General features: G+C 59.1%; 13 protein-coding genes, 2 tRNA genes and 1 pseudogene. 5 read left to right on the forward strand and 11 right to left on the reverse strand.

Annotated features, from left to right (window positions below; genetic code table 11):
* The 6 genes and pseudogenes from ACIGDJ_RS23260 to ACIGDJ_RS23285 form a co-directional block, all read right to left on the reverse strand.
* Positions 1 to 1,253 (reverse strand): annotated as a pseudogene (locus ACIGDJ_RS23260) (type IV secretion protein Rhs); the annotation flags it as partial.
* Positions 1,254 to 1,492: 239 nt separating this feature from the next.
* Positions 1,493 to 1,900: a sel1 repeat family protein gene (locus tag ACIGDJ_RS23265; protein WP_101158732.1), complete on the reverse strand. Its 408-nt coding sequence runs from the start codon at positions 1,898 to 1,900 to the stop codon at positions 1,493 to 1,495.
* Positions 1,901 to 2,272, reverse strand: a complete 372-nt coding sequence (locus ACIGDJ_RS23270) for a hypothetical protein (RefSeq protein WP_007898892.1) — start codon at positions 2,270 to 2,272, stop codon at positions 1,901 to 1,903.
* Complete coding sequence (locus ACIGDJ_RS23275; RefSeq protein ID WP_101158731.1) at positions 2,269 to 2,610, reverse strand: helix-turn-helix domain-containing protein; 342 nt, start codon at positions 2,608 to 2,610, stop codon at positions 2,269 to 2,271. The genes ACIGDJ_RS23270 and ACIGDJ_RS23275 overlap by 4 nt, the downstream gene beginning before the upstream one ends.
* 112 nt (positions 2,611 to 2,722) lie before the next feature.
* Positions 2,723 to 3,178: a YkvA family protein gene (locus ACIGDJ_RS23280; protein WP_016773733.1), complete on the reverse strand. Its 456-nt coding sequence runs from the start codon at positions 3,176 to 3,178 to the stop codon at positions 2,723 to 2,725.
* Between the two features lie 292 nt (positions 3,179 to 3,470).
* A complete protein-coding gene (locus ACIGDJ_RS23285) occupies positions 3,471 to 4,187 on the reverse strand; it encodes an FKBP-type peptidyl-prolyl cis-trans isomerase (RefSeq protein WP_101158730.1) in 717 nt (238 codons plus the stop codon).
* A gap of 269 nt (positions 4,188 to 4,456) precedes the next feature.
* Here ACIGDJ_RS23285 and ACIGDJ_RS23290 point away from each other — a divergent pair, with 269 nt between their 5' ends.
* Positions 4,457 to 6,268: a di-heme-cytochrome C peroxidase gene (locus ACIGDJ_RS23290; RefSeq protein ID WP_313006016.1), complete on the forward strand. Its 1,812-nt coding sequence runs from the start codon at positions 4,457 to 4,459 to the stop codon at positions 6,266 to 6,268.
* Positions 6,265 to 7,434 carry a catalase family protein gene (locus tag ACIGDJ_RS23295; protein ID WP_101158728.1) on the forward strand — a complete coding sequence of 390 codons (1,170 nt, stop codon included), beginning with the start codon at positions 6,265 to 6,267 and terminating at the stop codon, positions 7,432 to 7,434. Before ACIGDJ_RS23290 ends, ACIGDJ_RS23295 begins: the two co-directional genes overlap by 4 nt.
* A gap of 89 nt (positions 7,435 to 7,523) precedes the next feature.
* On the opposite strand, the gene ACIGDJ_RS23300 is transcribed toward ACIGDJ_RS23295, so the two are convergent.
* Both ACIGDJ_RS23300 and ACIGDJ_RS23305 read right to left on the reverse strand, forming a co-directional pair.
* Positions 7,524 to 7,600 (reverse strand) — tRNA-Asp (locus ACIGDJ_RS23300).
* 20 nt (positions 7,601 to 7,620) lie between these two features.
* Positions 7,621 to 7,696: transfer RNA gene (locus ACIGDJ_RS23305), tRNA-Val, on the reverse strand.
* 159 nt (positions 7,697 to 7,855) lie between these two features.
* Between ACIGDJ_RS23305 and rdgC the strand changes: the two genes are divergently transcribed.
* The 3 genes from rdgC (at position 7,856) to sugE (ending at position 10,326) form a co-directional block, all read left to right on the forward strand.
* Positions 7,856 to 8,776 (forward strand): recombination-associated protein RdgC, encoded by a 921-nt coding sequence (gene rdgC, locus ACIGDJ_RS23310; RefSeq protein WP_024012190.1) that lies wholly within the window; start codon positions 7,856 to 7,858, stop codon positions 8,774 to 8,776.
* Positions 8,777 to 8,926: 150 nt separating this feature from the next.
* A complete protein-coding gene (locus tag ACIGDJ_RS23315) occupies positions 8,927 to 9,892 on the forward strand; it encodes a bile acid:sodium symporter family protein (RefSeq protein ID WP_041479525.1) in 966 nt (321 codons plus the stop codon).
* Between the two features lie 119 nt (positions 9,893 to 10,011).
* Positions 10,012 to 10,326, forward strand: a complete 315-nt coding sequence (gene sugE / locus ACIGDJ_RS23320; RefSeq protein WP_024012188.1) for a quaternary ammonium compound efflux SMR transporter SugE — start codon at positions 10,012 to 10,014, stop codon at positions 10,324 to 10,326.
* A 114-nt stretch (positions 10,327 to 10,440) separates the two neighbouring features.
* Here sugE and ACIGDJ_RS23325 read toward each other — a convergent pair whose 3' ends face one another.
* The 3 genes from ACIGDJ_RS23325 to ACIGDJ_RS23335 all read right to left on the reverse strand — a co-directional run bounded on the left by ACIGDJ_RS23325 (position 10,441) and on the right by ACIGDJ_RS23335 (position 13,978).
* Positions 10,441 to 12,312: an MFS transporter gene (locus ACIGDJ_RS23325; RefSeq protein ID WP_101158726.1), complete on the reverse strand. Its 1,872-nt coding sequence runs from the start codon at positions 12,310 to 12,312 to the stop codon at positions 10,441 to 10,443.
* A 97-nt stretch (positions 12,313 to 12,409) separates the two neighbouring features.
* Positions 12,410 to 13,561, reverse strand: coding sequence for a TDT family transporter (locus ACIGDJ_RS23330; protein WP_397479695.1), 1,152 nt, complete (start codon positions 13,559 to 13,561; stop codon positions 12,410 to 12,412).
* Between the two features lie 105 nt (positions 13,562 to 13,666).
* Positions 13,667 to 13,978, reverse strand: coding sequence for a cupin (locus ACIGDJ_RS23335; RefSeq protein WP_313006003.1), 312 nt, complete (start codon positions 13,976 to 13,978; stop codon positions 13,667 to 13,669).
* Positions 13,979 to 13,987: the final 9 nt, after the last annotated feature.

Below are 13,987 nucleotides of genomic sequence, written 5' to 3' on the forward strand. Positions count from 1 at the left end.
ACCGCATCGGTGAGCGTCAGCAGTTCTTCGCCGGTGACCATCGACACCGGACAGCCGTTTTTGCAAGTTTTGGGTACGCAGTCGGCGGGGTCGCCATTGGGGTTTTTTGACTGTTCGGGGACGTCGTCGTGGGGCTCATCTTTCTTCAACAAAGCGTTGCGCTTAGCGCTCCAACGCAATTGCATCCGGCCGTTTTTCACCCCGGCGGCGATGCCCCGCGCGGCAACGGCTTTGTAGTGGTCGACGTATTCAATAAATGTGCTGACGATGCCAAACAGCGCCTTGACCAGACGCTTGGCGACGTTAAACAACTGCGCTGCTCGGTCAGCCAGACGCAGCGTCAGATAAGCGATCCCCGCACCCGCTCCGACAAAGGTCAGCACCACGCTGATCAGCACATCGATGATCAATTGCACGATCATCATCGACGCCACTTCAGCGGACTTGCCGGCAATCTCGCTGGGCGGCAGCATGTCCAGCCACAGGCTCGCCGACCGTAACAGCAAGCACATCGCCGCCTCGTCACTGACCAGCAACTGCAGCTTTTCCATGAGATCCGGCGCGATCTGTGCCAGCTCGATCAGGTCAGCTGCGCCGCTGCCCAGACGCTCGGCAAATTTGCCAGGGTCCTGGAGAATTTCCGACAGCAGACCGAGGCTGTCCCATACCCCCTCGATGGCTGCCCAACTGCCGGCGAGCATGCCGTTGCTGGCCGCAGTGGCCACCGACTGTGACCACTGCGGCTTAAAGTCCTGCCATTCGCTACGCAGCCAGCCTTCTAGTTTGCCGGTCAAACCGTCGTAGGATTGGAACAGCTTCTCGACTTGATTGGGGGTGACTGCGCTGTGCACCAGAACGCGGTAGAATTTGCCCTCTTCGCCTCTGAATTCACCCCTGCCCTGATGATCAAGGGTGACCGGGCTGGTCTTGCCGCTATCCACGTCGACCACATCGACGGAAATGTTGCCCAGCGGAATATCGTAGACAGACTCGAATTTGCTCTCGATCTGCATCAGCCCGCCCTGCTGGCACTGCACGACGCTGGAGGAAAATTCTTCGTCGCTGCTGCTGACCGCCGTACTGCGGTCGCCGAAGCGGATGATCCGCTCCATGCCCACCAGCGACGACAGGTCCGCCGCGTCGCTGACCTGGTCGGCTGCGCGACTGATCCAGTGATCGAGCTGTTTGCGGTAGAGATTGAGTGTTTGCGGAAAGCTGTCGAGCTCCTGCTCGATGCGAGCGATGGCTTCCATCAACACACGCGGGCAGACAAGATGAGCTGAAAAACGGGCTGAAACATGAGCGGTCCCTCGCGCAAGAAATGAGTCGCGGGAACTGTGCGGGGGATCAAATAAGAAAGAAGTCAGGCGAGTAGGCAAAGGATGTAGGAATAATCTGCAACCCAACATCCACCGAAAAAAATACAGACAGAAACGCAAACGCGGCGTGAGGAAACCTCACGCCGCGTTTGATTTAAAAGCCATACATGCAATTAATGCGTTGAATCACCAGCCTTCAGCTGTTGCAGCTTCAGCTCGGCCAACGGGTGACCGGCCTTGGCAGCCATGCTCCACCAACGAGCGGCTTCAGCGGTATCCGGCGCTTTGCTCGGCGTACCGGCGAGGCTGATCACGCCGACTTGATAGGCCGCTTTACCATCGCCGGCCAACGCGGCCAGACGCAGTAAACGCACGCCTTCTTCACGTGCGCCCAGCCCAACGCCACGAAAGGCCAGGATGTGTCCATAAAAGCTTTGCGCACCGACATCGCCGAGGTTGGCCATGCGCGCAAACTGGCCTTCGAGCCAGCGCCAACCACGCGGCTGGCGGACGAACCACGACCAATGAAACAACCTGCGGGCCAGCCAGTAGCCGGCCCGCGCCTTGAGGCGCAGAAACACTCAGGCCTCCGCCGATTCCGGGTACTCGTACTCGAAGACGCGCACCACTTCCGACGCATGCCAGGACGCCGCCGCGACGCCATCCGACGGCCCGGAAAAGCGCCCCAGGCGCTCGACACATTCAAAAAAACCGGTACGCGGCAAACGGCTGGCGCCCTGACTGATGACCAGCGAACTGCGCAACGGCTGCTCGGCTCTCGCATCCAGTGCGGCCAGATGCTCAAGCGCAGCCGTCAGCGTCTGCATCGCCGGCGTCGGCAGCTGCAAACGCTCAAGCAAGGCTCGATAGGTCAGAAGATGGCGCTGACGGCGCGCCTGGTCCAGTTCCCCCAGCAATCCATCCCAATGTTGACGGCTGATGCGTACGCTCACGATTCGTCCCTCCAACCTGGCACCGTCAGTTCCCAGGCCAGGCTGCGGCGAATCGCGGCGTCGGGCTGACGCTCACCACTTTCGATCATGGCCAGATAAGACGGGCTGATGCCTACCGTGCGGGCGAGCGCCTCGATGGCGATGCCCTTCCCTTCGCGCAAACTGCGTAATTGATCCAGACCCGGAAGAATCGGCTCCGGTGCGGCGGCGAGCGGCGCTGCAGGCTGCTGCGCCGGTGTTGCGTTGATCCCTGCTGCTTTCAGTAGAGCCTGATATTGAGCCCACGGCAGAACCGCGTATTCGGGTTCGCCATCGCGTGCAATTATCTGAATATCCATGACTACCCCGTAGGACAACAACACTTAGCGAGTCGGCACTTTTCCCTAGAAGTGTAATCCTAACAGCGGCCAAGGTCGCGGGGGGTATCTATCTACAGGCAGTCTTTATCGGTCAAGGCTTTTTCGGGCCCTGCAGTTGCAGCTGCTCGGGGGTATCGGGCAGGCGTTCGACCACCGCCAGCTTCTCCGGTTGCTGGCGCTTGCGCCACAGGCGGAAGGCGTTGAGCTCGTCGTCGAGAGTTTTCATCAGCCAGGCGAGAACCGCGATGTCATCGAGCATGCCGAACATCGGGATGAAGTCAGGAATCGCATCCACAGGGCTCAGGAAATACATCAGCCCGGCCACCACCGAGATCAGCGACTTGGCACTGATCGCCCGGTATTCGCCGCGCCAGTAGGCCAGGCACAGCGACTGCAGCAAGCGCAAATCATCTTTGAGTTTGCCGAGACGATTGCCTTGCGCGGCGCCTTTGCTGGCCACGGCAAACAGCAAAGTAGGCAGCCGTCCACGGGCCAGAAGGCGACCGGCCAAGGGCAGGAATCGAGCGAAATTCCACGGAGCTTTCATCTATTCTTCCCGTTGAAATGTTATCCACACAAATTGTGGATAACCTTGTGAACAGAGCTGCATTTCAGCGCTGAGAGCCCCGTTTCATAAGGGCTGCGCTCAGATCGGGCGTTTTTTACTCACATAAAAAAGCCCAATATTTCATTGACTTGGCGGCTCAGGGCGTCTAGCGCGGGCGGCCTCAAAGCTATGACTGTGTTGAACGGCGTCAGTTCGCTCTGTTTACCCTTGCCAACCTCCAGATGCAACAACGCCCCGCATAAGCGAGGCGTTGTTTTCGAGCCGCTGCGTGTTACTTGGCTGCGGCGTCTTCTTTGGCTGGATCCTTGATGGCCAGCAGCTCCAGGTCAAAAACCAGAACCGAATTGGCCGGGATCGCCGGGCTTGGCGACTGAGCGCCGTACGCCAAATCGCTAGGGATGTACAGTTTGTACTTCTCACCAACGTGCATCAGTTGCAGACCTTCAACCCAACCCGGAATCACGCCGCTGACGGGCAGATCGATCGGGCTGCCGCGCTCCACGGAGCTGTCGAATACGGTGCCGTTAGTCAGCTTGCCGGTGTAGTGAACAGTAACGACGTCGGTCGGCTTGGGCTGGGCGCCATCGGCCTTCTTCACTACTTCGTACTGCAGGCCGGACGCGGTAGTGGTTACCCCAGCCTTCTTGCCGTTTTCTTCGAGGAATTTCTTGCCAGCGGCTGCCGACTCTTCACTCATCTTGGCCATGCGCTCTTCAGCACGCTTTTGCAGCGAGGCGAAGGCTTCGACCAGCTCTTCATCTTTCAGCTTCTGTTCTTTCTTGCCAACGGCATCTTCGATGCCCTGGGCTACCGCTTTGGAGTCCAGATCATCCATGCCTTCCTGGGCAAGGCTTTTGCCCATGTTCAGGCCGATGCCGTAGGAAGCTTTTTGCGCCGGGGTTTTCAGCTCTACGCTGGTCTGCGAGTCACAACCCGCGAGTACCAGGCTAACCAGGGCTACCGCCGCCGCCAACCGATGCTGTTTCATGCTATTTCCTTGTTCATGCGCCGAATGGGCAATCGAGTAAAGCCGCGAGCTTATCAGGCCGCCACGACCAATGGCTACCGGCATGAGAGCAGGAATCTTCCGATAAGTTCAGGGATTAAAACGCATTTAGGCAACGGCTGGATGAAGCTTCTGTCATCCATGGACGACAAGCATCATTGGCGCTTGCCCCAGCGCCTGGCGTAATGGCCACTTGCCCAGCCAGCGCCGCTCAGGCATAACAGCGCAACAATTCGACAAGGATGTTTAACTTGCGCCTCTTATCCCGCGTTATCAGTCTGGTGATCGTGCTGGCGGTCATCGCCGTTGCGGTGATCGTCTATTACGTCGCCAATCCTAAGTTGCCCTTCTACACGCCGCCCCAACAGGTGCTTTACCTAAATCAGTGGAGCGAGCAGCAACGGCAGACCTACTATTTCACGCCGCAAGGTACGCAAGTCAAAGGCCTGCGTTACGAGTGGTTCCAGGCCTTGGAATTGCCTTTCTCCGAGCAGCGCTTCGCCTCACCTGAGTACCTCGCCCGTTTCGGCTTCCTGGTCGATCCGCTACAGCAAGCCAGCGCGAACAACCCCGGCAATCTCCCGGTAGGTTTTGCCCGCCACCAGAATCCAGGCAACGCCTCCGAGCACTTTCTGGATATCACCTGCGCCGCTTGCCACACCGGCGAGTTGCGTTTTAAAGGTCAGGCCGTGCGCATCGATGGCGGCACCGCGCAACATGTATTGCCGTCCAGCGTTCCGACATTGCGCGGAGGCAGTTTCGGACAGGCCTTGGTCGCCAGTTTGGTATCGACTTATTACAACCCTTGGAAATTCGAGCGCTTCGCCCGCCGAGTTCTCGCCGACGAGTACGACGCGCGCCACGCACAACTGCGCAAAGACTTCAAAACCTCGCTGAACACTTTCGTCAAAGTCGCCTGGAACGACACCCATCGCGGCCTCTATCCGACCGAGGAAGGCCCGGGACGCACCGATGCGTTCGGCCGAATTGCCAACGCCACCTTCGGTGACGCGATTTCCCCTGCCAACTACCGCGTGGCCGATGCCCCGGTAGATTATCCGCAGCTATGGGACATGTGGACGTTCGAATGGGTGCAGTGGAATGGCTCGGCACAGCAGCCGATGGCGCGCAATATCGGCGAAGCGCTGGGCGTCGGTGCCACGCTGAATTTCTTCGACGGCAACGGTCAGCCGCTGCAAGGCGCCGAGCGCTACCCTTCCAGCGTGCGCGTGCGCGATCTGCACGCCATTGAACAAATCTTGCAACAGCTCAAGCCACCAACATGGCCGGAAAATCTGCTCGGTGCGATCGACAAGCCGTTGGCCGCCAAGGGCCGCGCGCTGTTCGTCGAAAACTGCGCCGGCTGCCACGTCCCGCGCCAATCCTGGGAGGGTGAACGCTGGGTGCAGCACTTGCACATGCTGCCCGTGGACGTGATCGGCACCGATCCGAACGCGGCCAACAACATCGCCAGCCACCGTTTCGACCTGAGCGCGCTGCAATGGGATGTCAAAGAGCTGGAGAAGATGGACGTCAAGCTGCATCCCGAATCCGAAGTGCCGCTCGATTTGAGCCAACTGTCGGTGGCCAAGGGCTTGGCTTACGTCACTGCGTTCGTGGAAATCCGTGCCTATCGCCAAGCGCAGATCACGCCAGAAGAAAAACCGCGCATGGACGGGTTCGGCCTGCCGATCGGCGTACGCGAAAAAGTCGCTTACAAGGCTCGACCGCTGGCTGGTGTGTGGGCGACTGCGCCGTTTCTGCACAACGGCTCGGTGCCGAGCATCTATCAGTTGCTGTCACCGCAGGATGAGCGCGCGACGACCTTCTATAAAGGCACGGTCGAATACGACCCCCGGCATCTCGGATATCGCACCGAACCTTTCACTAACGGTTTTCTGTTCGACACGCACATCAGCGGCAACCACAACAGCGGCCACGAATTTCGCGCCGGCGCACGCGGCAACGGAGTGATCGGCCGCCTCCTGCAACCCGAGGAGCGCTGGGCGCTGCTCGAATACCTGAAAGTATTGGGCGGACCACTGGAGGCGCAGTTGCCATGATCATGCCGACATTCAAAAGAGAACTGCCGCCACTCGCGCGCTTCTGGCTCTGGTTGGGGCGCTTGCTTGGCAAGACTCTGCTGATCCTGCTGGTCATCGCCCTGCTCGGCTGGGCCATCACCACCGCGTGGTTTGCCTGGCAGCATCGCGGGCCGGTGTCGGCGCAGGAACAGATTCCAGCAGGCGAAGCGGCGATGACCCAAGACGTCATCCAAACCGCAGTGCGCATCGTCGACCAGCACCGTGAACCCACGCGTTATCTGCGAGATGCCCACGCCAAGGCGCATGGCTGCGTGAAGGCGCAAGTGCAGGTGTTACCGGAACTGGCGCAGTCGCTGCGACAAGGTGTGTTCAGCGAGCCGGGCAAGACCTGGCAAGCGCTGATCCGGTTGTCCAACGGCAATGCTTATCCACAATTCGACAGCATTCGCGACGCGCGCGGGATGGCAATCAAGCTTCTTGACGTGCCGGGAACGCAATTGCTCCGTGACAGCGGTGACCGGCGTGAACAGGACTTCGTGATGTTCAGTCATCCGAACTTCTTTGTAGGTGATGTCGCCGAGTACCGTCAGAATGTGGCGGCGCAGGCTGACGGCAAGAAGGTCATGGCGTTTTTTCCCACCTGGGATCCGCGCACCTGGCAGGTACGCCATCTGTTTATCGCCTTGGCCACCTTGTCACCACCGCCGGACAGCCCGACCGAGACCACGTACTTTTCCGTATCGCCTTACAAATTCGGTGAGGCCAATGCGAAATTCCGCGTTGTGCCGGATACGGGTCGTTGCCCGGCTTACACCTTGCCAAAACAGAATCACGACCTGCCGAATTTCCTGCGTGGTGCACTGAATCAGCAGTTATCGACGGATCGGATGCCAGCATGTTTGGTCTTGCAGATCCAGCGCCAGGATGCGAACAAGTACATGCCGATCGAAGACACCAGCATTGAGTGGAGCGAGCAGGATGCGCCGTTTTTAACCGTGGCGCGGATCACTTTGCCGGCTCAGGACTTCGACACGCCAGCGCTGAATCTGCAATGCGACAACCTGTCGTTCAATCCGTGGTTCGGCATCGAGGCGCATCGGCCAATTGGCGGGATCAATCGCTTGCGCAAAGCGGTGTACGAGGCGGTGAGCGATTATCGGCATGCCCGTAATGCGGCGCAGTAGCGCGGCGATTTTATAAATCGCAGACAGCAAAAAGCCCGCACAAGGCGGGCTTTGCGTGGTGTCTGGTGTTCAGTTCCAGATACCGAATATGGCGCAGCGGACGGGACTCGAACCCGCGACCCCCGGCGTGACAGGCCGGTATTCTAACCGACTGAACTACCGCTGCGCGAAACGCTTGAAAACGAATGGTGGGTGATGACGGGATCGAACCGCCGACATTCTGCTTGTAAGGCAGACGCTCTCCCAGCTGAGCTAATCACCCTTCGCTTCGGTGTGGCGCGCATTCTACGGAGCACCCCAACCTCTGGCAAGCACTTTTTTAAATAATTTTCCGAGGCCTTCCAAAGGCTTAGAGAAGGGTTGGCCTATGCCCCGGCGAAGACAATAATGCCCCCCTTTGTATATAGGAGTGACTCACCCCATGTGGTTCAAGAACCTGCTGATCTATCGCCTGACCCAAGACCTGCCTGTCGATGCCGAGGCGCTGGAGACTGCACTGGCCACCAAACTGGCGCGTCCATGTGCAAGCCAGGAGTTGACCACTTACGGTTTCGTCGCACCCTTCGGTAAGGGCGAAGATGCGCCGCTTGTACACGTCAGTGGCGATTTCCTGCTGATCTCTGCGCGCAAAGAAGAACGCATTCTGCCTGGCAGCGTCGTGCGTGACGCGGTCAAGGAAAAGGTCGAAGAGATCGAAGCCGAGCAGATGCGCAAGGTCTATAAGAAGGAACGCGATCAGATCAAGGATGAAATCATCCAGGCCTTCCTGCCGCGCGCGTTCATTCGTCGCTCGTCGACCTTTGCTGCCATCGCGCCGAAACAGGGCCTGATCCTGGTCAACTCGGCCAGCCCGAAGCGCGCCGAGGACTTGCTGTCGACCCTGCGCGAAGTGATCGGCACCCTGCCCGTGCGTCCATTGACTGTGAAAATGGCACCGACCGCCGTGATGACCGAGTGGGTCACCACGCAGAAAGCCGCCGACGATTTCTATGTACTGGACGAGTGCGAACTGCGCGACACCCACGAAGACGGCGGCATCGTCCGTTGCAAGCGTCAGGACCTGACCAGTGAGGAAATCCAGCTGCATCTGAGCACCGGCAAAGTCGTCACGCAGTTGTCGCTGGCCTGGCAGGACAAGTTGTCGTTCATGCTCGACGACAAGATGACCGTCAAGCGCCTGAAGTTCGAGGATCTGCTGCAAGATCAGGCCGAACAGGACGGTGGCGATGAAGCGTTGGGTCAGCTGGATGCCAGTTTCACCCTGATGATGCTGACCTTCGGCGACTTCCTGCCGGCACTGGTGGAAGCGCTGGGTGGGGAAGAGATGCCGCAGGGGATCTGATCCGTTTTCGTGTGAAAGCTTAAAAGATCGCAGCCTTCGGCAGCTCCTGCATGAGACGAGTTTTCCTGTAGGCGCTGCCGAAGGCTGCGATCTTTTTGTTGGCGACGTATGCTTAGCTTCCTAACGCTTTCACATAACAAGGATCAAGCCATGCGCGCACTGGCTGCACTCAGCCGCTTTGTCGGCAATACCTTCGCTTACTGGGTTCTGATATTTGCCGTCGTGGCTTTCCTGCAACCGGCATGGTTCATCGGCCTGAAAAGCGCGATCGTGCCGCTGCTGGGCCTGGTGATGTTCGGCATGGGGCTTACCCTCAAGCTCGACGACTTCGCTGCCGTCGCTCGCCATCCCTGGCGAGTGGCGCTGGGGGTGGTTGCGCATTTCGTGATCATGCCCGGTGTGGCGTGGTTGCTCTGCCAGGTATTCCATCTGCCGCCGGAGATCGCCGTCGGCGTGATTCTGGTCGGCTGTTGCCCAAGTGGCACTTCATCGAACGTAATGACCTGGTTGGCGCGCGGTGATCTGGCGCTTTCCGTGGCGATTGCCGCAGTTACTACCCTCCTCGCTCCGCTGCTGACCCCGGCGCTCATCTGGCTGCTGGCCTCGGCGTGGTTGCCGGTATCGTTCATGGAGCTGTTCTGGTCGATCCTGCAGGTGGTATTGCTGCCGATCGTTCTGGGCGTGGTCGCGCAGCGCCTGCTCGGCGACAAGGTGCGGCATGCGGTAGATGTATTGCCGTTGGTGTCAGTGGTCAGCATCGTGATCATCGTCACCGCCGTCGTGGCCGCGAGTCAGGCGAAAATCGCCGAGTCCGGCCTGCTGATCATGGCCGTGGTCATGCTGCACAACAGCTTCGGTTATCTGCTTGGCTACTTTACCGGGCGCCTGTTCGGCTTGCCCTTGGCTCAACGTAAATCGCTGGCACTGGAAGTCGGCATGCAGAATTCGGGACTGGGCGCCGCACTCGCCAGTGCACATTTCTCGCCGCTGGCGGCGGTGCCGAGCGCACTGTTCAGCGTCTGGCACAACATTTCCGGGGCGCTACTGTCGACGTACTTCCGCCGCATGAGCGAAAAGGAAGACCGCGACAACCTCGCGCAACGGGCAGCAGACTGAGCTGGAAACTTGATCCCCGGGTTAATGCTCGTCAGTATATTGCGCAACGCGGGGACGACCCTGCGGCTCGATCGAGTCATTAATCTGGGGACGACCCCGTCAATCGATGGAGGTTATGCATGTCCTGGATCATTCTGTTTTGCGCCGGCCTGTTCGAAGTCGGCTGGGCCGTCGGCCTGAAATACACAGACGGCTTCACCCGCCCGCTCCCCACCGCCCTGACCGTTGCCGCCATGGCCATCAGCCTGGGTTTGCTGGGCCTGGCGATGAAGGAGTTGCCATTGGGCACGGCGTATGCGATCTGGACCGGTGTCGGTGCGGTCGGAACGGTGATCGCCGGGATCATTCTGTTTGGCGAGTCGATGGCATTGATTCGGCTGGTCAGTGTGGCGTTGATCGTTACCGGGTTGATCGGGCTCAAGGTCAGCGCTTAAGCCACTACCGTCTTCGCGAGCAGGCCCGCTCCCACATTCATCCGCGCTCCGTCACTGGAATACGGTCAACTGTGGGCGCGGGCCTGCTCGCGAAGAGGCCTTTGAAATCGCCGCTTATCTAACGCACCCGCGCAATTCCCCCACCAACCCCTGCAACTTCGCCGGCTCCGTCCCTTCGGTCACAGCCGGCCCGGCCACCAGCGTTACCCGCGACCACAAGCGGTGGAACAAGCCCTTGTTCGGATCGCGACTGAAGAAACTCCCCCACAGCCCCTGCAACGCCAGCGGAATCACCGGCACCGGCGTCTCCTCCAGAATCCGTGTCACGCCGCCGCGAAACTCATTGATCTCGCCATCGGCGGTCAATTTGCCTTCCGGGAAGATGCACACCAATTCGCCGTCCTTCAGATATTGGGCAATGCGCGTGAAGGCTTTTTCGTAGATCTGGATATCTTCCTGGCGTCCGGCGATAGGAATCGCGCCGGCCGTGCGGAAGATAAAGTTCAGCACCGGCAGGTTGTAGATCTTGTAGTACATGACAAAGCGAATCGGCCTACGCACCGCGCCGCCGATCAGCAAGGCGTCAACGAACGACACGTGGTTGCAAACCAGCAGCGCAGCGCCCTCTTCCGGAATTGCTTCGAGGTTGCGATGCTCGACGCGGTACATGGAATGGCTGAGCAGCCAGATCATGAAGCGCATGCTGAATTCCGGAACGATTTTGAAGATGTAGGCATTGACGCCAATGTTCAGCAGCGAAACCACCAGGAACAATTGCGGGATCGACAGTTTGGCGACGCTCAACAAAACGATCGAAACGATCGCCGACACCACCATAAACAGCGCGTTGAGTATGTTATTGGCGGCAATCACCCGCGCCCGTTCGTTTTCAGCCGTGCGCGACTGGATCAGCGCGTACAGCGGCACAATATAAAAGCCGCCGAAAATGCCCAGGCCAAGAATGTCGATCAATACCGCCCAGGTGTGAACGAAGCCCAACACGGCGGTCCAGCTATGGCCGGTGACGCTGTCCGGGATCCCCCCGGAATGCCACCACAGCAACAGGCCAAACACGGTCAGGCCGAACGAGCCGAACGGCACCAGACCAATCTCGACTTTGCGCCCCGAGAGCTTCTCGCAGAGCATCGAACCCAAGGCGATGCCTACCGAGAACACCGTCAGAATCAGCGTGACCACGGTTTCGTCGCCGTGCATCCATTCCTTGGCGTAAGCCGGAATCTGCGTCAGATAAATCGCCCCGACGAACCAGAACCATGAGTTGCCGACAATCGAGCGCGACACCGCAGGCGTCTGGCCCAGACCGAGTTTCAGCGTCGCCCACGATTGGCTGAATATATTCCAGTTCAGGCGCATTTGCGGCGACGAGGCCGCCGCGCGCGGAATGCTGCGGCTGGCCAGATAACCCAGCACGGCAATGCCGACAATTGCTGCAGAGACTACCGGCGCGTAGTGCTCGGACGACATCATGACCCCGGCGCCGATGGTCCCGGCGAGAATCGCCAGAAACGTGCCCATTTCCACCAGTCCGTTACCGCCGACCAGTTCGTCATCGCGCAAAGCCTGCGGCAGGATTGAGTACTTCACCGGACCGAACAGCGCCGAATGGGTGCCCATGGCGAACAGCGCCACCAGCATCAGCGACAAATGATCGAAGAGAAATCCGACGGCTCCTACGGCCATGATGGCAATTTCTGCGAGTTTGATCAGACGGATCAGCGCGTCCTTGGCGAATTTTTCCCCGAACTGCCCGGCCAGCGCCGAGAACAGAAAGAACGGCAGGATAAACAGCAATGCGCAGAGGTTGACCCAGATCGAACGGTCGCCTTCGATGGTCAGCCGATAGAGAATCGCGAGGATCAACGACTGCTTGAACACGTTGTCATTAAACGCGCCGAGCGACTGGGTAATAAAGAAGGGCAAAAAGCGCCGGGTGCGCAACAGGTTGAACTGTGAGGGGTGACTCATCTTCCGTGTTTCCTGATGTTGAGTAGTGAGGCCTGGGGTGCTTGTTATTGGAGTTGCGCACCACGATCCAGGCCACACCTTACCTAAACTTTGCGGTTTATTTCTTCAAACCTGCAATACACGGCGAGACAAACAGCTCGCCCCGCCACGCACCTTGCACGGTGCGCTTGCCGACGATCATCCACATCGCCGCCAACAGAAACACCAGCGCCGTACCGAACACACTGAAAAACGTCAGGTTGAGAATGCTCGCCAGTTTCAACGTCGCCAGCGAATACACGCCCAGCGGAAAGGTGAAGCCCCACCAGCCGAGGTTGAACGGAATGCCGTCACGCAGATAACGCAGGGTGATCAGCAGCGCCATCAACATCCACCACAAACCAAAACCCCACAGCGTAATCCCTGCCACCAGTCCCAGACCCGATGCGATTTCGCCGACGCCGGGCAGGCCATTCGCGGCAAAAATCGCTGGTGCCTCACCGCCCAACAGCAACATGCCCAACGCGCCGGTGCCGATCGGACCCAGCGCCAGCCAGCTCGACGCCGCCATGTTTTCGTGGGGCAGCTTGTGCAACGCCATGCGCAACAACAGGATGGTCAGAATGCTGAACGCCACCGGCAGGGAAAAGGCCCAGAGCACGTAGCTGGTGGTCAGCACGATGAGTTGCGCATGGGCGTCATTCAGGTGAGGGGCGAGCAAAGCGCCGCTGGCCGCTGCCACTTCCGCCGCGACTACCGGCAGCAACCAGACTGCGGTCATCTGATCGATGCTGTGTTCCTGGCGGGTAAACATCATGTACGGAATCAGCACGCCACAGGCCAGCGACATCGCCACATCGATCCACCACAACACTTCTACGAGCTCAATGACACCGTCGCCCCAGCGCGGCAGCCCAAACAGCAGAAAGCCGTTGATGATCGTCGCCAGGCCCATGGGAATGGTGCCAAAGAACATCGACACGGTGGAATGGCCGAAAATCCGCCGCGCTTCATCGAAAAACATGATCCAGCGCGCGGCGTAGGCAGCCGTAAACAGCGTGAACAAAAGAATGTTGAACAGCCACAGCCCTTCGGCCACGGCGTGGAGTCCGGGAATGGCCAGCGGCAATTGCGCCAGCGCCAATGCCAGCACACCGGTGCCCATGGTTGCGGCAAACCAGTTCGGCGTGAACTGACGAATCACTTCACGCGGATGCTGAAGATGGCTGAAAGGTTTGTAGCCGGGGGTAACGCTATTGGGGCAGATCATCATGAACTCCTGTCCTCTGGAGAGGTTGAGTCCATGGTAGATCCGAATCGAATATCGATATAACGGGTAATATCTCTAACTGTTATCTGCTTTGTAGATAAGCACCTACACGCTGCCGACCGACTCGATCACTAAAATCCGCGCGACGCCTTGTGGATGGGCGACATGCTCGGTGCCGACCGACGCGTAAAAAATGTCCCCGACGTTCAGCAGCGCTTGTTTCACCTCGCCCTCCTCACGGAAATGCATCTGCACTTGGCCATCGAGCACCACGAACACTTCCTCGCCGTCGTTGACGTGCCACTTGTACGGTTGATCCGTCCAGTGCAAGCGCGTGGTGATGCCGTTCATGTTGGCAATGTTCAGTGCCCCCCAGGCACGCTCGGCGGTGAACGATCTGCTGCGGATAATCTTCATGAGTCGATC

The organism is Pseudomonas sp. NPDC079367 (genome assembly GCF_044542195.1).
Taxonomy (GTDB): domain Bacteria; phylum Pseudomonadota; class Gammaproteobacteria; order Pseudomonadales; family Pseudomonadaceae; genus Aquipseudomonas.

Coding starts and splice junctions, on each gene's coding strand:
- ACIGDJ_RS23275 (WP_101158731.1), bottom strand. CDS start 2,610: ATGGATATTCAGATAATTGCACGCGATGGCGAACCCGAATACGCGGTT.
- ACIGDJ_RS23280 (WP_016773733.1), bottom strand. CDS start 3,178: ATGAAAGCTCCGTGGAATTTCGCTCGATTCCTGCCCTTGGCCGGTCGC.
- ACIGDJ_RS23285 (WP_101158730.1), bottom strand. CDS start 4,187: ATGAAACAGCATCGGTTGGCGGCGGCGGTAGCCCTGGTTAGCCTGGTA.
- ACIGDJ_RS23295 (WP_101158728.1), top strand. CDS start 6,265: ATGATCATGCCGACATTCAAAAGAGAACTGCCGCCACTCGCGCGCTTC.
- rdgC (WP_024012190.1), top strand. CDS start 7,856: ATGTGGTTCAAGAACCTGCTGATCTATCGCCTGACCCAAGACCTGCCT.
- ACIGDJ_RS23315 (WP_041479525.1), top strand. CDS start 8,927: ATGCGCGCACTGGCTGCACTCAGCCGCTTTGTCGGCAATACCTTCGCT.
- sugE (WP_024012188.1), top strand. CDS start 10,012: ATGTCCTGGATCATTCTGTTTTGCGCCGGCCTGTTCGAAGTCGGCTGG.
- ACIGDJ_RS23325 (WP_101158726.1), bottom strand. CDS start 12,312: ATGAGTCACCCCTCACAGTTCAACCTGTTGCGCACCCGGCGCTTTTTG.
- ACIGDJ_RS23330 (WP_397479695.1), bottom strand. CDS start 13,561: ATGATCTGCCCCAATAGCGTTACCCCCGGCTACAAACCTTTCAGCCAT.
- ACIGDJ_RS23335 (WP_313006003.1), bottom strand. CDS start 13,978: ATGAAGATTATCCGCAGCAGATCGTTCACCGCCGAGCGTGCCTGGGGG.